The organism is Streptomyces sp. NPDC027663 (genome assembly GCF_055566415.1).
The window spans coordinates 249,733-271,477 of the sequence record NZ_JBVHSK010000008.1; the positions used below are offsets into that span (position 1 = coordinate 249,733).

Sequence of the window (21,745 nt, forward strand, 5' to 3'; positions counted from 1 at the left end):
GCCTCCATGGCTGTGGAAATACCTCCGCTCGTCAAGACGTCCCGGCTCAGAAGCCGGGGCGGGCTGCTGGGCGAGTGCCTGGCGGAGTTCCTCGGAACCTTCGTCCTCATCGCCTTCGGCTGCGGCGTGGTCGCGACGGCGGTCGCGGCGCTGCCCGGCTCGGGCCGCGCCGCCACTCCCACGACGATCTTCGTCGCGGCCGGTGACTGGCTGCTGATCACCTTCGGCTGGGCCTTCGCCGTCGTCTTCGGCGTCTACGTCGCCGGCGGCATCAGCGGTGCACACCTGAACCCGGCGGTGACGCTGGCCATGGCCCTGCGCCGCGGGTTCTCCTGGGCCAAGGTCCTGCCGTACATGTTCTCCCAGGTCGTCGGCGCCCTGACCGGCGCGGCCCTGGTCTACCTCGTCTACCACCAGGCGATCAACGCCTTCGACAAGGTCGCGGCCGGGCCGAAGGTGAACGGACACACGAACGCCACGTTCTCGATCTTCGCCACGTTCCCGGCCCCGTACTACCACGGCGGCATCTGGGGCCCGCTGATCGACCAGATCGTCGGCACGGCCTTCCTGCTGATGCTGATCGCCGCCGTCATCGACCTGCGCAACCAGGCCGTGAAGGCCAACCTCGGACCGCTGATCGTCGGCTTCGTCGTCGCCGCCATCGGCATGTCCTACGGCGCCAACGCCGGTTACGCCATCAACCCCGCACGCGACTTCGGGCCGCGGCTTTTCACCTACGCCGCAGGCTGGGACAGCCTGGCCTTCCCCGGGAGCGTGGCCGGCTCGTTCAGTGCCTATTGGTGGATCCCGATCGTCGGACCGCTGATCGGCGGCATGATCGGCATCCTCGTCTACGACCTGTTCATCGGCGACGTGCTGCTCGTCCGCGCCGAGCAGGAGGAACTGCCGGAGCCGGGGCGGTCCACACCCGTGCAGACCAGCGACGAGGAGTAGCACCGGCGTCCGTCACGTTCCGTCGCCGGTGATCGTGATCCTGGCGCCGACGGCCGTGTGCTCGTACAGCCAGCGGGCGTCGGCGGTGCGCAGACCGATCAGGCCCAGCGTGGACGGGCGGCGGCCGGGGACGTCCGCCGTGCCGTCGGCGCCGTAGAGGAAGTGCGGTTCGTCCCGCGGGCCGTTGAAGGACAGCACCCAGTCGTGCTGCTCCACCTCGCCCGTCGGTGACGCGCTGAACCTCGCGTGCCGGTAGCGGTCGGTGACGCGGGCGACCGAGTCGTCGCGGAACGGGTGGTTCATGCCGGGCGCGGAGACCGGGAACGTCCGGCCGCCCGCGCGCAGTTCCAGAGTGGTCAGGTCGATCCTGATGTCGCGGACGGTGGTGTCCTCGTCGTCGGACGGGGGCGGGGCAGGAGCGGTGGTGGAGGCGGTCGCCGCGGGCGGGGGCGCCGGCCGGTCGGCGGAGCCCAGCAGGGTGGTACCGGCGAGAACCGCCGTGGCCGCAACGGCGAGGCCCGCCGAGACCAGCCCGGCCCGGCGGGTACGGCGGCGCAGTACGGCCCGCCGCCGTACGACGGCACCGGGGCCGGGGGCGGAGCGCCGGCCCTGGACGGCCACCTCGCGCAGCGCGTCCGTGAGCCGGTCGGTGCGCTCCTCGGGCGCGGCCGGGCCCGACGGTTCATGAGGCATGCGTGGCCTCCTTCGTCCCGGTCATGGTCTCAGTCTCCTCGGGCGACAGCCGGCGGGCGAGGGCGGCGCGGCCGCGGGCCAGCCGTGCCTTGACCGTCCCGGCGGGCGAGCCGGTCTCCGCGGCGATCTGGTCCACGCTCAGGTCGCACACGTGGTGGAGGACCACGGCCAGCCGTTGTGCCGGGGGCAGTTCGCGCAGCGCGGCGACCAGGGCGACGTGCTCGGGGCCGGGCCCCGGGGTCTGCTCCGGCGGGGTGTCCTTGCGGACCAGTTCCAGCCAGCGCCGGGCACGCCGGAAGCGGCTGACCGCGAGCCGGGTGGCGACGGTGCGGATCCACGCCTCCGGTGCCTCGGCCGCGTCGAACGACGTACGGCGGTCCCAGGCCCGTACGAAGGCCTCCTGCACCACGTCCTGGGCCTCGGCGTGGTCACCGGTGAAGGCGTACAGCTGCCCCACCAGGCGTGGGAAGGCGGCCGTGTAGAAGGCGTCGAACTCCTCCTCGGTCATCGGCCCCCCGTGTCTCGTGCATCACCGGTACGTCTCCCGGCGCGTGTCCCCGCGCGCGATCCCGGCAGCGCGTCCTGGCGCGCCGTCCGTTGCGCATCCCCGTCAGGATCCTGGTCCGGGCTCTCGTCCGGAACCCCTGTCCGCGGCCGTTGCCACGACACCCCGTCCTGAACCCGTCCGGAATCCGTTCCGCCCCCGGAGAGGCGATCCTACGGGCCGGTCCGGGCTGTCCGCCCGCCGGATCCCGTCCCCTGAATTCCTCCGGCCCGGATGCAACCCGGGGCCGGTGCCGTGCGTACAGACGATGTCCGCACGCACCTCAGGGGGAACTCCGTGTCCACGCACGACTCGACCAGCCGCCACGCGCACGACACCACCGGCCCGCGCCCGCACCGCTCGTCCGACGCCCACCCGCACCGCCCGTCCGGCGCCCACCCGCGCCGGCTCCGGCGTGTGGCCGGTGCCCTCGCCGCGGCCTGTGCGCTCGTCCTCGCGGCGACCGGCTGCGCGGCCACCGCCTCGTCGGCCGCCGCCGATCCCTCCGCCCCGGCCGGCACGGTCACGCGCCCGCCCACGCCCACCCGGACCGCACCCGCCGTTCCCGAGCCTGCCGAGCTGGCCGAGGCCAGGGTCAACGTCGGTGAGGGAGCCACCGTCGGGGTCGGCATGCCGATATCCGTGACCTTTCCGCGGCCCGTGCCCGAGTCCCGGCGGGCCGAGGTCGAGCGCCGGCTCACCGTCGGCACCGAGCCCGCCGTCGCCGGCGCCTGGAGCTGGGTGAAGGACCGCAACCTCCTCGACGGGCAGCGCGTCGACTACCGTCCGCCCGCCTACTGGAAGCCCGGCACTCGCGTCACGTTGCGCGTCGGCACCAAGGCCGTACGGCACTTCACCATCGGGCGCTCCCTGACCGCGACCGTCGACGTACGCAGCCACACCATGACCGTCACCGAGGACGGCAAGCCCACCACCCGCATCCCGGTGACCGCCGGCCGCCCGGGCCTCGACACCTGGAACGGGACCATGGTGGTGCTGGACAAGCAGCCCAAGGTCTACATGGACTCCCGGACAGTCAACCTCGGCGACGCCTACCACGACTACTACTACTGGGCCGTGCACGTCACCACGTCCGGCACGTACGTCCACCAGAACCCAAACGCCAACACCTACGCGGGCCGTTCCAACGTCACCCACGGCTGCGTCGGCCTCGCCACCGACGGCACCGCCGAGCGCTTCTACCGGCGGGTGATCCCCGGTGACGTCATCCGGGTCACCGGCTCCAAGGAGACGGTCGCCGCCGGAAACGGCTACGGCGACTGGAACCTCAGCTGGTCCGAATGGCTGGCCGACAGCGCGGTCCGGCACAAGGGCACCGGCCCGTCGGGTCGGTCGTAGCGGCCGGCCCGCGACCGGTCGCCGCTCCCACGGGGCGGAGTGCCGGAGCGTGAACTCCGGCCGCGGGCCGCCGGGGTGAAGCTCCCGGCCGAGCGGTGACCGGTCGGCACGTGCCCAACTCCCGTCGCACCCTTGCCGATTCGGCACGGCGCTCCTAAGTTAAGCGCGGCATTAAGTCCGTTTAACTTGATACTTGAGTGAGGTTGCCGTGTCGCACCGCGCAAGACCGCGTACGCGCTGGACCACCGTCGCCGGGGCTGCCTTCGTCGCCGTGGCGGCGCTGGCCGGCGCGGCGAACGCCGGGCCGGCCGAGGCGGCCTCCCCCGCGCCCCGCACCCAGCACGTCGAGTACTTCCCGGGACCGGACGCCGAGCCCCGCCAGGTGACCGTGCCGGCGGACGCACCCGCACGGCTCACCCGCCCCGGAACGGGGAAGCCGGCGCACACCGACCCCGCGGTACGGGCGCTGCAGCGGACCGGGCCGGTCTCGGGACGGCTCGACCTGGTGGTCATGGGCGACGGCTACACCGCGGACGAACAGGGCGAACTCGCCGCGGACGCCGAGGAGAAACTGGACGCGATCTTCGACGTCGAGCCGTACCGCAGCTACCGCGGCCTGTTCAACGTCTGGCTGGTCGACACCGTGTCCCGCGACTCCGGCGTCTCCGGCGACCCGACGGCCGACGTGGTGAAGGACACCGCGCTGCGCTCCGCGTTCTTCTGCGACGACGTCGAGCGCCTGCTGTGCGTCGACACGGACGCGGTCGCGCGGTACGCCCGCCTCGCGCCGGACGCCGACATCGTCTTCGTCGTCGCCAACTCGGCCAAGTACGGCGGCGCCGGCTACTCCACCCCCGACCTGCCGCCCGGCTCGCCGTTCCACGGAGTGGCGACGATGTCGTCCGACAACGACAGGTCGTACCTCATAGGAGCCCATGAACTGGGCCACTCCATAGGCCGGCTGGCCGACGAGTACCAGTACGCGGGCTACGGCGCCTACCCCGACACCGCGGAACCGGCCGCGGCGAACCTCACCCTCCACCGCGACCCGGGCGCGGCGAAGTGGTCCCGGTGGGCCGGCGCCCAGGACCCGACCGGCTCGGTCGTGGGCGCGTACGAAGGCGGCGGCTACTACGAGACGGGCATCTACCGCCCCACCGACACCTCCCTCATGCGCACCCTGGCCTCGACCGAGTTCAACGTCGTCGGACGCGAGGCGATGATCGCCGGCTTCTACGCCGACGCGGACGCACTGACCTCCCGCGTCCCCACCACCGAGCCGGTCCGCAGGAACCGCCCGGTCACGGTACGGCTCGCGCACGTGACCGGCCTCGCCGACCTCCACCTCACCTGGTACGTCGACGGCCGTGAGGTCCCGTGGGCGGCCGACGTCCTGACGGTGACACCCCGCGCCCTGGGCGTCCACGGCCACGGCCGGGGTCACCGGATCACGGCTACAGTGACCGACCGCACGGCGGCCGTCCGGGATCCCGCGGTACGGGACCAGGCGTCCAACTCCCTGACGTGGAGGGTGCGCTGAGGCCACCGGTCCGCAGGCCGCACGCGCAGACGGACCGTGCAGCGGCCGGAAGCCGTGGTGAGGGCACAGACCCGGCTTCCCGCGTCACCTGCAGGTGGTCATGCGCTCGCCCGCGGTGGCCGTGGCCCCACGGCGCGGTGGCCGTGGCCACCGCGGCGGGCCGCACAGCGCCTGGGGACGAGCCCGCGGGCCGCCGCGCCGTCTCAGGACCCAGCCGCCGCGGCCCTGCGGCTCAGACGCTGCCCTCCGGCGATATCGCCAGGTGCCACACCACGAAGTCGACGAGGGTGGCGATGGACTCCAGGCAGTCCAGGCTCAGGTCCTGAGCGGCCACGTCGACGCCGTAGCGCTCGGTGATCGCGGCCAGCAGCGTGACACCGGCCAGGGACGACAGCGAGATCTCGGAGCCGAACAGCTGGGTCTCCGCGGGCAGTTCCTCGATGCGGGACCGGTCCGCGCGCGTGGCCTCGGCCAGCATCCCGCGGATCTCCCGCTCCACGTGGGCCCGTTGTTCCTGCAGGGGTTCTTCGGTCATGGGGTCGGTCCAATCGGCAGCGGACGCACCTGCAGCCAGCCGGGCCAGGAAGGCAGGTCGCCGTGGAGGGTGCGGGTCAGCGTCACCGTCGACTGCGCCGGGTCGCCGCCTTCGCCGGCGATGCGCAGGCCGGCCTGGCGGAACAGCAGCCGCAGTTCGGTGTTGGCCTCGGTGGGCCGGAGGTCCAGCGTGAACTCGTCGGCTCCGGCCGACCGGGCCTCTTCCATCAGCCAGCGCAGGAACGCGACGGAGGCACCGCGGCCGGCGATGCGGCAGGACAGGGCGAGCAGGGGCACCGACCATGCCGTGGAGCCGGGCCGCACCAGCGCCATGCCGATGATCCCGTAGTCCCCGAACCGGTCGGTCATCCGCGCCGTGAACAGCCGGTGGCCGCCCTGTCCGGTCATGACCCGGACCTGCTCGCGGTCCAGCCCGGACGAGTTCAACCGGTGGGTCCGCTCGGCGAGTTCGAGCGCGCGGGGGAGATCCTCGCTCCCCGCCGCGCCGATCTCCATCCGCATCTCGCACCACCGCAGGAACTCCTCCCTGCTGCCCTCGAAGCGCTCGCCCGCCCGGCGGCGGGCCTCCTCGGTCCGGTACAGGCCGACCCGCGCGCCGGCCTCCGCGGTGACCGGCCGTCCGTCGAATGCTTCCAGCAGCGCGGGCACGTCCCGCGGATCCGCCGTACGCACGCCGGGCAGCAGGGCTTCCACCTCGGCCCGCTCGTACGGCGAGTCGTCGACCAGGAGGAGCGAGTCGACCGCCACCCCCAGCTCGGCGGCGATCTTGCGCAGGGCGGTGCTCTTGTCCTGCCAGGACACCTGCGGGGCCAGGAACCGGGCGGCGAGGCGGGTGTCACGGGTGAGGCGCTCCAGCACCTCGGGGGCGCTGCGGCTGGCGATGCTGCTCAGCACCCCGCGCCCGGCGAGCGCGTCGACCGCCGCCAGCATCTCCGGACGGACCTCGGGCAGCCCGCTGTCGGCGCGCTCCACCGCCACGCCGTCCCACAGGGTGCCGTCGAGGTCCCACACGACGCACTTGATGCCGTCAGTGTCCAGCATGGCTCGGGTCCTGTCGCTCGGACGCCCGGTCGTCGTCGCCCGCCGGGAGCCGCAGCTTCATCACCAGGTTGGTCGGGGTGAAACCGAACTTCCGGTACAGGGTGCGCATCGGGACGTTGCCGACGTGCACCCGGCCCACGACCTCGGTGAGCCCGTGCCGCACGGCGAACTCCAGCCCCGAGGAGATGAGCAGTTCCGCCACCTCGGCCCGGCGCTCCACCGGCGCCACCGCCAGCGAGCGGAAGTTCGCGTACCGGTCACCGGTCATCACGTTCTGGTTGACGCTGACCCAGAGCCAGCCGACCGCAGGGTCGCCGGGCCGGTGGGCGACGATCATCCCGTCCTTGGACTTCTCCATCGCGCGCGCCATCCGCGTCCGGTGCCGCACCGGGTCGTCCACAGCGTCCCCGCCGAAGGAGACCCGGGCGATGTCGACCTCGAAGTCCCCGATCGCCGGCAGGTCCCTCTCATCGGCCTGCCGGATGACGTAGGGCGCCGCCCGCTCCTCCAGGACGTCGCGCTCGTCGGTGGTCGGCGGGTGCCAGGTCCGGCGGGACGGCACGGGGGGAGCCGTCTCCTCGGCACGCTCCGGTGCACCGGTCTGTGCCGCGGCGGGCTCCGGTGCACCGGTCTGTGCCGTGGCGGGCTCCGGTGCGGCGGCCTGTGCCGTGGCGGGCTCCGGTGCGGCGGCCGTCACCTGCGGGCGGCCGCCCGCGTACCGGGCCGCCGAGGCCGGCTGCCGGGTCTGCTGCTCGGGTCCGGCCGGGACCAGCGGGCCGGGCCGGAAGGGCCCCTTGCCGCAGTTCGGGCAGCCTTCCGCGCGCAGCATGCCGACCGAGGTCCACTTGGCGCCGGGGCCGACCCGGACCAGCTCCCCGCAGGCCACGCATTCGTACATGCGCTGCCGCGAGCGTTTGTCACCCGTGTAAAGGGGGCCCTTGTAATCGCCTTCCTGAGAAGGCGCCGTCGCGCTCGTGGTGAGGAGATGCTGAAAGAATCCGACCCCGCCCAGGATTCCGCTGCCCTCGTACTCGTTGAAGTTGCGGACATACCCGTTGGTGACGAGACCGAGTTCCATGATTTCGCGCTGCACCTGGAGCATTTCGTCCGGGCTCTTCCCGCCGAACGACAGGAAAATGCTGTGGGCCGGTCCCGGGCGCAGGCCTTCCACCGCCCGCGACAGGAACAGCCGGGCACCCTCGGGGGTGTACGGCGGGTCGGTCATCGCCACGTCGAACTGGCGGTGCAGCTTTTCCGGCAGCGGATTGCGCAGGTCGTGCTCGACCGTCTCTATCCGCGTCCCGAGGTCCGCCGACACCCGCTCGATGTAGCCGAGGATCTCGGGGGAGATGTCGACCACCGTCACCTGGTCGACGAGCGGGCTGCCCAGCACGTCGCCGACCACGGCGACCGCCAGCGAGATCAGGTCGTCGTCGCCGATCAGCAGCAGCGAGCCGCCGGGCAGCGTGCCGGACGACAGCAGGGCGAGGACGCGCCGCACCTTGGTCTCGGGGGTGCACTTGGACTGGTCGATCGTCATGTCGACGGCCGGACCGTCCTCCATGATCGCGGACAGCCGGGCGACAGCCTCGTCCAGCACCTCCGGGATCACCAGCTCCCGGCCGTCACAGGTACGGCAGGTGGCGTCCAGCGTGAGGTCCATGCCCAGCTCGCTGACGACGGCCCGGCCGGCCGGGGTGAGCTGCGACGGCCGCTCCTTGGTGATCAGCCCGCGCTGGCGCAGTTCGTTGCCCACGGCCGCCACGATCGGCACGGGCAGACCGACGGCGCGGCTGATGTCCTTCGTCGAGGCCGGAGCCAGCCGGCGGATGGCACGCAGGATCGACCGCACCCCCGGAGGCCCTTCCTGGAGCCTGACGGCGTCCGCGACATCATTGAGCACTCGGTCGGCGCTGAGACTGCGGCGTCGTCGACGGGCGTTCGTCACAATGTTGCTCCACGTGGGGTGAGAATGTTCGTGCCAGTATACGGGGCCGCAGAACCACGACGCCAGGCGTCTATGGGCGGTCCAGCAATTCCAGGCAGCTGCTGTTCCACCCTGATTCCTGATCGGCAATTCCGTCGAGCATGTCGGCTATCCGGGCCACGGCGGGAGAGCCTTTTCTCATCCGCAGGAAGAAATAGTTGCGAATGGTCTCCCATTGCCGCGCGAGCGCATCGGCCGTGTCCGCGGCTCCAGCCAGTTCCGGGATTTCGCAGACCGTGGCCGCCAGCCGAAGGAAGCGGGCGTTCAGCGCGCGCTGGCTGGCCAGTTCACCGAACCATGCGCTGATCGAGATCATGCCCACCGGTGTGGGCTCGGCGAAAGCGTCCGGCGTACCGCGCAGCCGGTTCGCGCACTGCCGCAGCAGGCCTTGTTCGCCGGACTCGGCCGCATAGGCGGTGGCGGTGCGCCGCAGGGCCGCCCGGAAGTCGTCCGCCGCGGGGGTGCGGGCGGGCCCGGTGCCGGGCGTGACGACGATGGTGCGGTGACGCCAGTCCGGGTCGCCGCGGTGGCCGTCCGCCAACTCCGGCGCGGACACCGCCGCCAGCAGGGCCCGTCTCTCCAGCGTGCCCTCGAAGAGCGAGCCCCGGTAGCGGTCCACGACCTCGAAGCCGTCGCCCGTGGCGGAGCGCAGCACCACCCGGTGACAGTGGTGCTGCTGCCGGTACTGGGAGGTGTACGGCATGTGGAAGGCGTCGACGAACAGGATGACCGGGGTGCCCTCGGCGAGCCGTTCCCCGAGGTACTTCTCGACCTCGCCGGGGCCGTCGTGCACCAGGTGCTCCGAGGTCAGGCCGTACCACTGCGCCAGTGCGTCCGCGGCCGTGCGCCGGCGGGTGGCGACGTTCTCCAGCGGCCACTCCGATCCGCTGAGCGCCCTGCTGCGGTAGCCCCAGTCGTCCCCGAGGACGGCGGGGTCGCGCCCGAGCCAGGCCGAAACAGTGCCGAACGTGGCCGCAATGCAATCCAGTGCGGTGAAATCCGAGTCGTCGTCCGACGGCCTTACCAAGAAAATGCACCCCTCCGCTGGCCGGTCAACAAGACTTCGGCGGGCGCCGCGGCGGGCAGACCCGCAGGCCCGCGGCGGCGCGCTGCGGTAGGTTACCCTGGGTGCTAGCCTGATGTGGCTAAGTGTCGGCAGTCGGGATGTCAAGGCCCCGATCCGGTCACCGTGATCGTTGTGAATCCACGTTGTGAATCCTTGGAGAGGAGATGCGGGAAGCGGCGTCCGCACCTGCTTCCCGGAGCGCCATGAGTAATCCCGCCGAACTCGCCACCGAAGGTATAGACGTCGACGACCTGTGCTCCTACGCGGTCGACGTCTGGGTGAGCGATCACAGCATCCTGACCGATGAGCAGCGTCTTCTGAAGGTGCTGCGCGATGCGGCGGAGAAGGGCAACGCCAGGGTTCTCGGTGAGGCTTCGCACGTCTTTCCCAACGGCGCCGTGACCGCGATCCTCCTGCTTTCCGCGTCGCACCTGAGCATTCACACCTGGCCGGAATTCTCGCTGGCCAACGTCGATTTGCTGGCCTATGGCCGGCTGAACGGCGAGCGCATGATGCAGAGCGTCGAGCTGGGTCTTTCCCCGACCAAGATCAATGTGACGCGGAACCTCCGCGCCGTTCACTGAGCCTCTTCCGCACCGGATCCGGACCCCGGCCCGGGGCTTCGGCCTGTCTGCTGGTAACAGGCCGACTGAGCTAGCATGGGGTGTGGTCTAGGGAGAGTATCGGTCGCGGGGATGACGAACGGGCCCCCGCGTCCGGGCATCTGTGAGGAGATGGATCATGGGACGCGGTCGCGCACGTGCGAAGCAGGCCAAAATCGCTCGCGAGCTCAAGTATCACGCCCCCAGCACCGACCTCAGGGCCCTCCAGCAGGAACTCGCCACCGGCGAGGACGAGGACCATCCGGCAGACCTCCTGGTCGACGGCGAAGAGAGCGACGACCGGGAACGCCCGCTCGACTCACGGTGATCTCCCCCGTTCCTTCCCTCCGGACGACCGGCCCCTCCTCATCACAGCCAGCCCTCCAGCGAATCCAGGAAAGCCCCGAAATGGTCCCGGTGGGGGGCGTGACTCACGTCCGCGAGCGTGCGCACCTCGAAACCACGGCGCCGCAACTCCCGCCGGTGCAGCGGGCTGACCAGCGCACTGGGGTCCGCGGCCTGGACCAGTGAGGGCACCAGCGGCTCCTGCGGCGTGTGATCGACGGCGCGGTACCCGGAGAGCGTGCGGGCCGTGGATTCGTCCCATGCCTCCAGCGCCGCCAGCTCCGCCGTGACCCGGGCATCGTCCCAGTCCGGCCGGAAGGTGTGGATCAGCAGCCGGGGGACGCGCTTGAACAGCGCGAAGGACGCCGGATCCAACGACCCGTCAGGACCACCGAGCCGCCAGGCGGGTTCCGAGTAGACGGCCCGTCCGGGGCGCAGCCGGTCCACCGCGAGCGCCACGGCCAGGGCACCCAGTGAATGACCCACCATCAGCTCCGGCCGCGGGTCGAGCGTGTCGATCAGATCCTCGGCGAAGTCCGCGGGGGCGTAGGAACCCCGCGGGCTGCGGCCGTGGCCGCGCAGGTCGACGGCGACGACCCGGTAGCCGCGACCGGTCAGCACCGGCACCAGCTGATCCCAGGTGCGATGGTCCGCCATGATCCCGTGGACCAGCACGGCGACCCGGTCGCCGGTGCCCCACCGGCGGGTGTGCAGCCGCATCTCAGTCGGCGGGCCGGCCCGGAGCCGGGTCCGTCAGCCGCACGATCGCGTCCCGGGAGACCGCCGGCGCCCACAGACGTTCCACGGACACCGCCGAACGCGTATCGGGCAGCCCGGCCGCGAGGTTCGTGCCGTAGCGGATGATCCGGCGGGTGGTCGCTTCGAGCACCTGCAGCCGGTACGGCCACAGGGACTCCTGCTTCGCCTCGACCGCCGGCCCGTCCAGGGCCACGGGCACGGGGAACAGCGGCTCGTCCCACGCCGTGGACAGCTCCGCTGCCGCCGATTCGGCGTCGGCGAACAGCGAGTACGGCATGTCCTCGTAGAACGCCACACGCTCCGGGGCGAGTTCGCCCTCCACGACGAGCGCACGCACCGCCTCACGGGTGATGACGTGATCGACGTGCCCGCCCACCGCGAGCGGCGCCAGCACCAGCCGTTCGCCTGTCAGTTCGCGGGCGAGGTCCTCGGTGACCCGGGCCAGCAGCGCGGGCTCCGCCGCCCGTACCCGGGCCGCCGCGTCCTCGCGGACGAAGAAGTCGTCGGTCCAGGCCGGCCGGGCCTCGCCGTCCACATGGCCGAGCAGCGTCAGGGAGGCGTCCAGCACCCGGCAGGCGACACGCTCCTCCGCGATCAGCATCCGCGAGGCCAGCTCGGGGCGCTCCTGGTAGTACGGCCGCCGGGTCCAGGTCTCGTGCGAGAACACGTCCACCACGTGCCCGCCGAACCGGTGCACCAGACCGCCCAGGGCCAGCTGGGCGTCGTCGGGGTGGGGCGAGACGACGACCGGCGCGAGCCCGGCACCGGTGACGCGGGCGGGAGCCGGCGGCGCCACGACCAGCAGGCCGGCGGCGTACCAGCGGGAGATCAGCTCCTGGTCCTCGGCGCCGAAGGAGGCCAGCGGGCGGGTGCCGTCGCACTCGCGCCACAGGCGAGCGCCGGGCGCGGGGAACAGACCGGCGTCGAGAGGTTCACCCAGGAAGTGCGCCGATGCGCCCTCACACTCCAGGTGGGGCAGGCCCGTTGGACGGTCCGCCGGTGCGAGTGCCTTCGTCGACCGCCGTGACGGCGGTGTGGCAGGGCGCTGCGACATGACGAGCAGTGTAAAGCAACGTCCGATCATGGAACTATGGGAGAAGCGCACCCGCGGCAAGGCTCCGGAAGGCCTCGGACACGGTGAAGGGCTGACACATGTACGTACTCGCCTGGGGACTCGAACCGGTCGACCTCTCCGCTCTGGAGGACGCCTGCGAGCGGGTCGGGCTTCCGCTTCAGTCCCCGGACGCGCAGGACGGCAGCCCCGCCGATCACCACCGGGACGACCTGCTGGTGGCCTTCGCCGGCACCCGGGGCCCCGCCGTCCAGCCACGGAAGATCACCCGTGACGGCGCCTATGTCGTCACGGTGCAGAGCGCCCCGGACGCCCGGGACACCCTGCGGGCCGTACGGTCCGGCTCGAGCTTTCTCATGGCCTCGCCCCTGGGCGGCGAGCGGCTGGTGTCGTTCCTGACCTATCTGCGGGACGTCGCCGCGCCCACCGCCACCCAGGTGCTGGACCTGGACGACTCCGGGGTCCTGGCCACTCCGTCCGCCTCCGTCCAGCTGACCGAGGCGGAGGCGAAGGCGCTGCGCGCGCTCGGGGACCGGTCCGCGCGCATCGTCGCCCGTCCCGAGCTGCTGCGCCTCACCGGCGAGGACCCGCGCGACCTGGTGGAGGCCCTGCGCAAGCGCTTCCGCGAGGTCGGCTCGGGCGCTCAGATCCTGAAGGTGCCGCACATGGGCTTCCGGCTGGTCGGCAAACTGCGCACCGGCACCACCGCACCCTCGTGACCGGAACCGGAACCGGAACCGGAACCGGAACTGGAGCCGGAGCCGGGACGCGCCCCGTGCAGGTGTGGTGGGCCCGCCTGTCCGGGGAGTACCCCGGCCTGTCCGGGCTGCTCGACCCGGTGGAGCGGGCCCGGTACGAGGCGACCGTCGATCCGGTCAACCGGCAGCAGTTCCTGGTCGGTTGTGCGCTGAGCCGGCTGGTGCTCGGCCGGCTGCTCGGTCTGCCGGCCGCTCAGGTGCCGCTGCGCCGGGTGTGCCCGCGCTGCGGCGGCCCGCACGGCAAGGCCGCCCTGGACCCGGCGGCGGACCTCGGCTTCTCCGTCAGTCACAGCGGCCCGACCGTGGGCCTGGCCGTGTGCCGGGGCGCGGAGGTCGGGCTGGACGTGGAGCGGATCGAGGAGGCGCCCGACGTGGACCTGGTGGCGCCGCGCGTCCTGTCCGCGGCCGAACTCGCCGTACTGCACGGGTTCGCTCCGGCCGACCGCCCGGGCGCCCTGCTGCGCTACTGGACCCGTAAGGAAGCGGTGCTCAAGGCCCTGGGCATCGGACTCCGGCTGCCGCCGCGCCGCCTGGAGGTGTCGGCGCCCGGCACGCCCGCCCGGGTCGACCGCTGGGCGGACCGTCCGGAAACGGTGGGTGAGTTGAGGCTGGCCGACCTCGAGGTGGAGGGGCGGCACCCCGCTGCCGTCTGCCTGACGGGCGGATGGGACGCGGATGTTGTCCAAAAGGACGCGCACGAGCTGTTGTTGAGTGCGGGTTAGCAGCTGTCGCCCCGCAGTGCAACGGTGTCGGGGGCAGCGGTCGCGTGTGTACGATCCAGCTCTACCCAGGCGGATATGCGGGGGAAGGACAAGACTCGGATGACGGACGTCGTTCTGTTGACTCCGCGGGAGATCAACACAGGCAGCGCCAGCCTGAACAATCAGAATGTGGCCATCACGGACGAAGAGTATGTCCAGCTGGATCCCGCTCTCCGCGCCTTCTACGAAAAGGTGCGGGAAAACCTCGGCCTCGCCTGCATCACAGGTTATCTGCGTCACGCCGGACACACCGTCACCTCACTGAACCTGCACGGCCGTGCGCCCAGCGACGAGACCATCATCGAGCTGATCCGCCGTGAGAAGCCCCGCTTCGTGGGCATCAGCATCATGTACGACCTGCACATCATCGATGCCATCCGGCTCATCAGGTGTGCCCGCGCCGCCGATCCCGAGGTGTTCATCGCCATCGGCGGTGCCTTCTGCACGTACAACGCCAAGCTCATCGCCGAGCGGGTGCCCGAGGCGAACTGCGTCGCGTTCGGTGAGGGCGAGCTGACCGTCGTCGGTCTCCTGGACCGGCTGAAGGCCGGCACCGACTGGCGCGAGACGCCCGGCATCTACTACCGGGACGGGGACCGGATCCGCACCAGCGGCATGCCGGTGCTGCCGGACCTCAGCCGCATGGTCTGGCCGGCCCGCGACGTTCTCGAGACGCACCGGGCGGCCGGCATCGCGACACCGGTGGCCTCCACGTTCACCAGCCGCGGCTGCCATGCGAAGTGCACTTTCTGCTACGCGCCGCGGCAGCCCGGTGTCGTCGACGGATTCTGGCGCCTGCGGCCGCCCGGTGACGTGGTCGACGAGATCGAATATCTGCAGCGGGAGTTCAGCACCCGTTTCATCTGGTTCAACGACGACAATTTCGGCGGCGCATTCAGCAATGGCTTCGCCCATGCCGTGGAATTTGCCGAGGAAGTGCTGCGGCGCGGGCTGAAGTTCCAGTTCCACTGCGAGTTCCGGGTCGACTCCGGACTGATCGACCACGAGGCGCTCGGTCTCCTGCGCCGGGCCGGGCTCGCCTCGGCGCTGCTGGGCATCGAGTCGGGGTCGCCCGGCATGCTGCGGCGCTTCAAGAAGGGCACGACCGTGGCGTACAACCTGGACGCTGCCCGGATGTTCAAGCGCGAGGGACTCGGTCTCGACCCCGGCTGGATCATGATCGAGCCCAAGACGTCCCTGGACGAGCTGTGGGAGAACCTGGGCTTCATCGTGGCCGCGCGGATCCACGAGACGGACAACCCGTTCTTCCTCATCAACCGCGCCATCGCCCTGCGGGGCACGGAGATGTACGACCGGATCGAGGAACCGCTGGCTCCGGCGGACATCGCCGGCCGCGAGGGCGACGCCTTCGAGATCCTGCGCACCGCCCGCCGTGACTACCGGGTGCCCGATGCCCGGGTGGAGGCGCTGTGGGGCGCGTGGAGCGAGATCGGCGAGGAGATCAGCGACTGGAAGGAGAACGTCCTTCCGTTCATCGCCCAGGACCTCGCCGTGGCCGCCCGCCGGCTGCGGGGCACCCCGGCGGCCACCGCCGAGGACGGTCCGCGCGCTCTGCTGAGCCGGCTGCGTGCCTGGCGCAACGGGCTGCCCGAACTGTTCCTCACGTTCATCAACTTCGGTCTGGTGCTGGCGGAGACCGATCCGCCCGACCTGGCCGAGCGCCTCGACGCGGAGCTGCGCGCGGTCGTGGCGGAGTACGACGACGAGCACCTGGGAGTGCCGTTCGCCGAGTTCAGGGCGCGCGTCGACGCCGTGTGCGCGCGTGAGGCCGTCGGAGCGGGAGCCGCGTGATGACCCTGCGTTACGGAGTGATCGGCGGCGGCCGGGTGTTCCAGCGGTACCACCTGCCGGAGGTGAGCCGGCACGAGGACTTCGAGCTGGTGGCCGTGTGCGATGCCGACGAGGACAGTGCCCGCAAGGTGCTCGGCGAGGCCGCGGACGGCGTGCTGGTCACCGGCAGCCTCTCGGAGTTCCTGGGCGAGGGCCGGCCCGACGTGGTCGCCGTGTGCACCCCCAACGACGCGCATGTCGAGCCGGCGCTGGCCGCCCTGGCGGCCGGGGCCCATGTCCTGTGCGAGAAGCCGCTCGCCGCGGACCTCGCCTCGGCCAGGCGGCTGGCCGAGGCGTCCGACGGCCGGCTCGCGGTCAACCTGCCGTACCGCTTCCACGAGCTGGTGCCGGTCTTCCGCGAGGCGCTGCCCGCCGGCCTGCGGGAGATCACGCTGACGTTCACCACCGCGGGCCAGCGTCTGTGGCGTCCGGTCACGAACTGGTACGGCGACGCGCGGCGGGCCGGTGGCGGTGCGCTGCTGGACCTCGGCGCCCACGCGCTGGACCTGCTGGAAGCGGTGTTCGGGCCGGCGGAGGCGATGAGCTGCCGGGTGGACCGGCCGGGCGCGGAGGAGCGCGTGGTGGCCGAGGTGAAGCTTGCCGCCGGGCCGGCGACCGTACGGATCGACCGGGCGAGCCGCACCCTCGGGCTGCAGGTGGAAGCGGTCGGTGCCGACGGGGAGAGCGTGGTGCTCGACCTGAAGCGGGGCGAGGTCCGCAGCGCGGCCGGGGTCGTCGCGGCGCAGGAGCGCCGGCCGGAGCTGGCCGCGATCAGAGGCTTCCTGGACGCGGTCGCGGGCCGTCCCGGCGGCCGGACGGTGCCGGCCGCCGAGGCGCTGGCGGTGCAGGAGCTGATCGCGCAGCTCTACGCGGTCTCGCTGTGCGAGGAGGAGCCGACCGGCTGACCGGCCGCCCCGGTGTCCGTGGCGCCGCCGCTGATGACGGGGCGGAAGGCCTGCTTCATCCGGCGGAGCCTGGCCCGCGTGCGCTCACCCGAGTACAGGTGGGTGCTGCCGATCTCCTCGTCCGTGATGCGGTCCAGGAAGTAGAGGTTCAGCACGTCGGACGGGGTCGCGCAGTCCTTGCAGAAGGAGAAGCGCGGCCGGTCGTGCAGGAACAGGTCGTAGTGCTGGTGTGAGCCGTACTGGTCGAGCAGGAGCGTGCGGTTCTCGGCCAGGTTGCCCATCGGCTTGACCCACGCGTGCGGGCAGGCGGACACGTCGCCCTGGCCGAACAGCTGGGCCATCGTCGCGGGCACGAAGCAGGGCATGGTGCGGATGTTGGTCTTCAGCTGCTCGGCCATGTGCTCCACATAGGCGCGCGGCGGCAGCACGGAGGCGAACTCGTCGTACCGCTCGGCCAGCGGCACCAGGTGGTCGCCGGCCGGCGGTCCCATCCGCTCGGCGGTCTCGCCGCGGACCGGGAAGAAGTACAGGGTGGCCTGCCCGGCGTACCGGTCCCGCAGGAATTCGGCGAATTCCAGCTGCCCCTGGTAATTGGCGTCGGTGAGCACGGACTGGATGTCGATCTTCAGGCCGGCTTTCGCGGCCGAGTCGAGGCCGCGCATGATGACGTCGTGCAGTTTTGCCTGTTTGGGCGGCAGCCGGTGCCGGTTCAGTTCCAGGGTGTGGCCGTCCAGGGAAATGTTCAGCTGTACGTTGCCCAGGGCGGCCAGCGCCTCGATGCGCCGGTCGTTGAGAAAGACGCCGTTGGTGATGACCTGAACCGTCTCGTAACGGCGGCTCGCCTCCTCGACGAATTCGGTCGAACCCTTCAGCCAGAAGAATTCGCCACCGGAAAGCCGGAGAACGGGCGCGTCCACGTGCTCGTGGTAGAGATCGAGTATCTCGTGCCAGTCCTGGCGCCGGTCGGTGGTGAGCCGCAGCCGGGCGTCCGGCACGTTCATGAGGAGGTTGTATTCCTCGGTCAGGCAGTAGGAGCAGCGCATCTGGCACAGCTGCTCCTCGATCACCATGTCATTCACCAGGAACGGCAGGCGTTCGCCGTCTGCCGCCATGGCGGTCATTGCGGCACGGAACTTTTCCTTAAGGCGCATAGATTCCCCGGAGGAGGTGCGGTGGACTTGCTCTCCGGCAGGCGATCGGGTCGTCCGCGGTTCCTGCCTGCAGCGGTGGCCATGGGACGGCGTGCCGCAACCCTAACCGTCACGCAACGGCTGCACCAGTGCGCCGCCGGCCGGTCCGACCGCTCGGCGAGCCCGCCGATAGGCGTTGCACGGACGGAAACTGAGGTCACATCAGTCCCGCCCACAAGGGCGGCGGGGACCGCCGGCCGACCGCTGCGTTAGCATTCTGCGCCGGTACCGGGGGAATACCACAGGGGGCGCGATGAACTCACCGTCCGGCCAGCGGAATACAGGCGAGGCCGTGGACATCCGCCGTATCGACGTGACGTTGCCGGACCACCGGTACACGGTCCACATCGGGCCCGGCGCACGGCAGTTGCTGCCCTCGGTCGTCGAGGAACTCGGCGCCCGGCGCGTGGCGGTGGTGACGGCGCTGCCCGACGCCGGCGTGCCCGACCCCGGGGTCCCCCACTGCGTCGTACCGGCCCGTGACGGGGAGCGCGACAAGACCCTGGCCACGGTGGAGGAGTACTGCCGGGCCTTCGTTCGGTTCGGGCTGGGCCGGGCGGACGCGGTCGTGGCGATCGGCGGCGGCACCGTGACCGACGCGGTCGGCCTGGCGGCGGCCCTGTACCACCGGGGCGTGCCCGTCGTCCATCTGCCGACCACCCTGCTCGCGCAGGTCGACGCGAGTGTCGGTGGCAAGACCGCGGTCAACCTGCCCGAGGGCAAGAACCTGGTCGGTGTGTACTGGCAGCCCGCGGCGGTCCTGTGCGACACGGACTACCTCGCCACGCTGCCCCACCGGGAGATGCTCAGCGGCTACGGCGAGATCGCCCGGTGCGCCTTCATCGGCGCGGGTGACCTGCGGGGCCGTGCGCTGCACGAGCAGATCGCGGCGAGCGTGGCGCTGAAGGCCTCCGTCGTCGCCCGGGACGAACGAGACAGCGGACTGCGCCACGTCCTGAACTACGGCCACACGCTGGGCCATGCGATCGAGCGGGCGACGGACTACGCCTGGCGGCACGGCGAGGCCGTCGCCACCGGCACCGTCTTCGCCGGACGGCTGGCCGGCGCCCTGGGCCGGATCGGCGAGCGCAGGGCCGAGGAGCACCAGGAGACGGTCGCCGGCTTCGGCCTGCCCACCTGGCTGCCGGACGGGGTGCCCGCCGAGACCTTGGTGTCCCTGATGCACCGGGACAAGAAGGGCAGGGACGCGGCCGAGGGGCTGACGTTCGTCCTCGACGGCCCCCGAGGGCCCGAGCTGGTCCACCCCGTACCGGAATCCGTCGTACGTTCCGTACTCGCCGCCATGCCCACCGGTCCCGAGCCCGCCGCCACGGACCGGCGGGTGCCCTCCTGAGGAGTCCCGTGTCCCCTGCCGCACCCGGGCCGGTGCCGATCTCCGGCACCACCCGGCTCTACGCCGTCCTCGGTTCCCCGGTGACCCAGGTCCGGGTGCCCGGGCTGGCCAACGACCTGTTCGCCCGGCGCGGCATCGATGCCGTGCTGGTCCCCGTCGACGTGCGCCCGGAGCAACTGGGCGACGCCGTCGCGGGACTGAAGTCGATCGGTAACCTGGACGGGCTGACCGTCACCGTTCCGCACAAGGTGGAGATCTGCCGGTACGCCGACGAACTGGGCGTGGCGGCCGAGCTGGCGGGCAGCGCCAACGCCCTGCGCCGGCGGGCCGACGGCACCTGGCTCGCGGACAACTTCGACGGCGCCGGCTTCGTGCGCGGGCTGACCGGGCAGGGCCATGACCCCCGGGGCGCCACGGTGACCCTGGTCGGCACCGGCGGCGCCGGACGGGCCGTCGCGGCGGCCCTGCTCATGGCCGGAGCGGGCCGGCTGCGCCTGTGCGACCTGGACGGACAGCGGCTGGCCGAGGTGCACGGCAGGCTCGCGGCACGGTGGCCGGACCGGGTCGAGGCGAGCCTCGAACCCCGGTGCACGGACGCCGGCATCGTCGTGAACGCCACTCCGCTCGGCATGCGTCCCGACGACCCGCTGCCCGTCGACCCGGACGCCCTGCCGGACGGGTGTGTGGTCGCGGACATCGTCATGAAGCCGGCCGAGACCGCTCTGCTGCGGGCGGCTGCGGAACGGGGGCACCCGGTGGTCCCCGGACGTCACATGCTCGACACCCAACTCTCCCTGTACGAGGAGTTCTTCGGCTGGCCCGCCGAAGGGCGCGCGCCGGCGCGCCGGCCGGGAACGGCGGGCTCCGGCGGTCTGCTGACAGGCGAAGGCACGCGTGGGAGCATGGATTCATGATCGAACGTGCACAGGCCGTGGCCCTCGCACAGCGGGCGCTCAAGCACCTGCAGGAGGGCACCACGGACCAGGCCCAGGAGATCCTGCGCGTCCCGGTCTCGGACTACCTGGACGCCGGTCTGTGGCACGAGGAGATCGACCGCGTCTTCAAGCGGGTGCCGCTGATGGCCGCACTGACGGCCGAACTGCCCCGCCCCGGGGACTACAAGGCCCTCGACATGCTGGGCGTCCCCCTCCTGCTGTCCCGGGGCCGGGACGGTCAGGTGCGGGCCTTCCTCAACGTCTGCCGGCACCGGGGCGCCCAGCTCTGCCCGGCCGGCACGGGCACCCGGCACCGCTTCCGCTGCCCCTACCACGCCTGGGTCTACGACGACCACGGCTCGCTCGTCGCCGTCCACCGCCCGGGCACCTTCGGGGAGGTCGCCGGCGAGGAGTTCGGGCTGCGCCCGGTACCCGCCGTGGAGCGGCACGGCTTCGTGTGGGTGCGGCTGACCGGTGACGAGCCGATCGACCTCGACGTCTGGCTCGGCGAGGACTACGGCACCGAACTCGAAGGGCTGGACCTCGGCTCCTGGCACGTGTACGAGCAGCGTGAACTCCCGGGCCCGGGCTGGAAGGTGGCCTACGACGGCTACCTGGAGAACTACCACGTACAGGCCCTGCACCGGACCACGTTCGCGCCCACCAACACCTCCAATTTGATGGTGGTCGACGCGTTCGGCCCGCATCAGCGCATTCTGTACCCGTCCAAGTCGCTCGCCACGCTGGGGGACGTACCGGTCAGCGAATGGGATCCGGCGCCGCATTGCGGCACGGTGTACACCTTCTTCCCCAATGTGTCGATCGCCGGTACCTGGGACGGGCACGCCGTCGTTTCCCAGATACTTCCCGGACCCGTCCCCGAGCAGAGCCGCACCGTTCAGACGGTGTTGACGCGGGAGCCTTGTGAAAGCGAGGCGGAGCGGTGTTACATGGCCGAGTTCAGCGAACTGGTGCGCCGCGGTGTTCTCGACGAGGATTACCGCACGGGCGCACAGATCCAGGCGGCTCTCGGCTCCGGTGCGAATACGCACTTCGTATTCGGCCGCAACGAGCTGGCGCTCCAGCACCATCATCGGTCTCTCAAAGCCCTGTTGAACCACGTCGGCAGCGAACCGGAAGCCGCTGTAAGGGCGTTGGTGGACACTGCTCCGGCCGCCGACTAGATTGTCATCCGACCAGACCGAGGGAAAGGGCACCTGTGAACCGCGACGAAGTGCTCCAGGAGATACACCAGATCGCCAAGGAGTTCGCCGCCTCCAGCGGCCGCACGGTGAACGAGAACAGCCAGAACTTCCTCGACGCCTACGGCTTTACGTCGCTGGACGCGCTGGAGTTCCTGCTGCTTCTGGAAGAGCGTTTCGGTGTCACTTTCGAGGACGAGGATCTGACCGAGGACACGCTCACCTCCGAGGACCGGCTCGCGGACTACGTCGTCGAGCGGCTCGGCTGACGT

22 protein-coding genes are annotated in these 21,745 nt (G+C 71.5%); 13 read left to right on the forward strand and 9 right to left on the reverse strand.

Features of this window, described 5'->3' with window-relative positions; all coding sequences use genetic code 11:
* Nucleotides 1–6: 6 nt before the first annotated feature.
* Nucleotides 7–954, forward strand: a complete 948-nt coding sequence (locus tag ACZ4SF_RS22845) for an MIP/aquaporin family protein (protein WP_468387368.1) — start codon at nt 7–9, stop codon at nt 952–954.
* Nucleotides 955–966: 12 nt separating this feature from the next.
* Here ACZ4SF_RS22845 and ACZ4SF_RS22850 read toward each other — a convergent pair whose 3' ends face one another.
* The gene (locus ACZ4SF_RS22850; protein ID WP_468387371.1) at nt 967–1,647 is read right to left on the reverse strand and encodes a L,D-transpeptidase; all 681 of its coding nucleotides are present in this window, start codon (nt 1,645–1,647) and stop codon (nt 967–969) included.
* A complete protein-coding gene (locus tag ACZ4SF_RS22855; protein WP_468387374.1) occupies nt 1,637–2,155 on the reverse strand; it encodes a SigE family RNA polymerase sigma factor in 519 nt (172 codons plus the stop codon). Before ACZ4SF_RS22855 ends, ACZ4SF_RS22850 begins: the two co-directional genes overlap by 11 nt.
* A gap of 333 nt (nt 2,156–2,488) precedes the next feature.
* Here ACZ4SF_RS22855 and ACZ4SF_RS22860 point away from each other — a divergent pair, with 333 nt between their 5' ends.
* Together ACZ4SF_RS22860 and ACZ4SF_RS22865 are read left to right on the forward strand one after the other, a co-directional pair.
* Nucleotides 2,489–3,550, forward strand: a complete 1,062-nt coding sequence (locus ACZ4SF_RS22860; protein WP_468387377.1) for a L,D-transpeptidase — start codon at nt 2,489–2,491, stop codon at nt 3,548–3,550.
* 208 nt (nt 3,551–3,758) lie between these two features.
* Nucleotides 3,759–5,090, forward strand: coding sequence for a M64 family metallopeptidase (locus tag ACZ4SF_RS22865; RefSeq protein ID WP_468387380.1), 1,332 nt, complete (start codon nt 3,759–3,761; stop codon nt 5,088–5,090).
* A gap of 232 nt (nt 5,091–5,322) precedes the next feature.
* On the opposite strand, the gene ACZ4SF_RS22870 is transcribed toward ACZ4SF_RS22865, so the two are convergent.
* The 4 genes from ACZ4SF_RS22870 to ACZ4SF_RS22885 form a co-directional block, all read right to left on the reverse strand.
* Nucleotides 5,323–5,625 carry an acyl carrier protein gene (locus tag ACZ4SF_RS22870; RefSeq protein ID WP_468387382.1) on the reverse strand — a complete coding sequence of 101 codons (303 nt, stop codon included), beginning with the start codon at nt 5,623–5,625 and terminating at the stop codon, nt 5,323–5,325.
* Nucleotides 5,622–6,686: an HAD-IIIC family phosphatase gene (locus ACZ4SF_RS22875; protein ID WP_468387384.1), complete on the reverse strand. Its 1,065-nt coding sequence runs from the start codon at nt 6,684–6,686 to the stop codon at nt 5,622–5,624. The genes ACZ4SF_RS22870 and ACZ4SF_RS22875 overlap by 4 nt, the downstream gene beginning before the upstream one ends.
* The gene (locus tag ACZ4SF_RS22880; protein WP_468387387.1) at nt 6,673–8,538 is read right to left on the reverse strand and encodes a GNAT family N-acetyltransferase; all 1,866 of its coding nucleotides are present in this window, start codon (nt 8,536–8,538) and stop codon (nt 6,673–6,675) included. The genes ACZ4SF_RS22875 and ACZ4SF_RS22880 overlap by 14 nt, the downstream gene beginning before the upstream one ends.
* Nucleotides 8,539–8,704: 166 nt before the next feature.
* Nucleotides 8,705–9,700 (reverse strand): BtrH N-terminal domain-containing protein, encoded by a 996-nt coding sequence (locus ACZ4SF_RS22885; protein WP_468387389.1) that lies wholly within the window; start codon nt 9,698–9,700, stop codon nt 8,705–8,707.
* Nucleotides 9,701–9,942: 242 nt separating this feature from the next.
* On the opposite strand from ACZ4SF_RS22885, the gene speD reads away from it, so the two are divergent.
* Together speD and ACZ4SF_RS22895 are read left to right on the forward strand one after the other, a co-directional pair.
* The gene (gene speD / locus ACZ4SF_RS22890) at nt 9,943–10,323 is read left to right on the forward strand and encodes an S-adenosylmethionine decarboxylase (RefSeq protein ID WP_468387391.1); all 381 of its coding nucleotides are present in this window, start codon (nt 9,943–9,945) and stop codon (nt 10,321–10,323) included.
* A 157-nt stretch (nt 10,324–10,480) separates the two neighbouring features.
* On the forward strand, nt 10,481–10,669 hold the full coding sequence (locus ACZ4SF_RS22895) for a DUF3073 domain-containing protein (protein WP_468387394.1): 189 nt from the start codon (nt 10,481–10,483) through the stop codon (nt 10,667–10,669).
* Between the two features lie 41 nt (nt 10,670–10,710).
* Here ACZ4SF_RS22895 and ACZ4SF_RS22900 read toward each other — a convergent pair whose 3' ends face one another.
* Together ACZ4SF_RS22900 and ACZ4SF_RS22905 are read right to left on the reverse strand one after the other, a co-directional pair.
* Nucleotides 10,711–11,406, reverse strand: coding sequence for an alpha/beta fold hydrolase (locus tag ACZ4SF_RS22900; protein ID WP_468387396.1), 696 nt, complete (start codon nt 11,404–11,406; stop codon nt 10,711–10,713).
* A gap of 1 nt (nt 11,407) precedes the next feature.
* Nucleotides 11,408–12,499: a PIG-L deacetylase family protein gene (locus ACZ4SF_RS22905; RefSeq protein WP_468387399.1), complete on the reverse strand. Its 1,092-nt coding sequence runs from the start codon at nt 12,497–12,499 to the stop codon at nt 11,408–11,410.
* A 98-nt stretch (nt 12,500–12,597) separates the two neighbouring features.
* Between ACZ4SF_RS22905 and ACZ4SF_RS22910 the strand changes: the two genes are divergently transcribed.
* From ACZ4SF_RS22910 to ACZ4SF_RS22925, 4 genes are all read left to right on the forward strand, one after another.
* On the forward strand, nt 12,598–13,236 hold the full coding sequence (locus tag ACZ4SF_RS22910) for a hypothetical protein (protein ID WP_468387402.1): 639 nt from the start codon (nt 12,598–12,600) through the stop codon (nt 13,234–13,236).
* A gap of 56 nt (nt 13,237–13,292) precedes the next feature.
* Nucleotides 13,293–13,997, forward strand: coding sequence for a 4'-phosphopantetheinyl transferase family protein (locus ACZ4SF_RS22915; RefSeq protein ID WP_468387405.1), 705 nt, complete (start codon nt 13,293–13,295; stop codon nt 13,995–13,997).
* A gap of 168 nt (nt 13,998–14,165) precedes the next feature.
* On the forward strand, nt 14,166–15,848 hold the full coding sequence (locus tag ACZ4SF_RS22920; protein ID WP_468387408.1) for a B12-binding domain-containing radical SAM protein: 1,683 nt from the start codon (nt 14,166–14,168) through the stop codon (nt 15,846–15,848).
* A complete protein-coding gene (locus tag ACZ4SF_RS22925; RefSeq protein ID WP_468387411.1) occupies nt 15,848–16,792 on the forward strand; it encodes a Gfo/Idh/MocA family protein in 945 nt (314 codons plus the stop codon). The genes ACZ4SF_RS22920 and ACZ4SF_RS22925 overlap by 1 nt, the downstream gene beginning before the upstream one ends.
* Here ACZ4SF_RS22925 and ACZ4SF_RS22930 read toward each other — a convergent pair.
* On the reverse strand, nt 16,753–17,904 hold the full coding sequence (locus tag ACZ4SF_RS22930) for a radical SAM protein (RefSeq protein ID WP_468387414.1): 1,152 nt from the start codon (nt 17,902–17,904) through the stop codon (nt 16,753–16,755). The genes ACZ4SF_RS22925 and ACZ4SF_RS22930 overlap by 40 nt on opposite strands.
* A 331-nt stretch (nt 17,905–18,235) precedes the next feature.
* Here ACZ4SF_RS22930 and ACZ4SF_RS22935 point away from each other — a divergent pair, with 331 nt between their 5' ends.
* The 4 genes from ACZ4SF_RS22935 to ACZ4SF_RS22950 are packed head-to-tail and all read left to right on the forward strand — an operon-like array spanning nt 18,236 to nt 21,742.
* Nucleotides 18,236–19,336, forward strand: a complete 1,101-nt coding sequence (locus ACZ4SF_RS22935) for a 3-dehydroquinate synthase family protein (RefSeq protein ID WP_468387417.1) — start codon at nt 18,236–18,238, stop codon at nt 19,334–19,336.
* An 8-nt stretch (nt 19,337–19,344) separates the two neighbouring features.
* Entirely contained in the window at nt 19,345–20,250 is a 906-nt protein-coding gene (locus tag ACZ4SF_RS22940) for a shikimate dehydrogenase family protein (RefSeq protein WP_468387420.1), read from the forward strand.
* Nucleotides 20,247–21,455 (forward strand): aromatic ring-hydroxylating oxygenase subunit alpha, encoded by a 1,209-nt coding sequence (locus ACZ4SF_RS22945; RefSeq protein WP_468387422.1) that lies wholly within the window; start codon nt 20,247–20,249, stop codon nt 21,453–21,455. The genes ACZ4SF_RS22940 and ACZ4SF_RS22945 overlap by 4 nt, the downstream gene beginning before the upstream one ends.
* A 35-nt stretch (nt 21,456–21,490) precedes the next feature.
* Nucleotides 21,491–21,742 carry a phosphopantetheine-binding protein gene (locus ACZ4SF_RS22950; RefSeq protein ID WP_468387426.1) on the forward strand — a complete coding sequence of 84 codons (252 nt, stop codon included), beginning with the start codon at nt 21,491–21,493 and terminating at the stop codon, nt 21,740–21,742.
* The last annotated feature ends 3 nt before the right edge of the window (nt 21,743–21,745 follow it).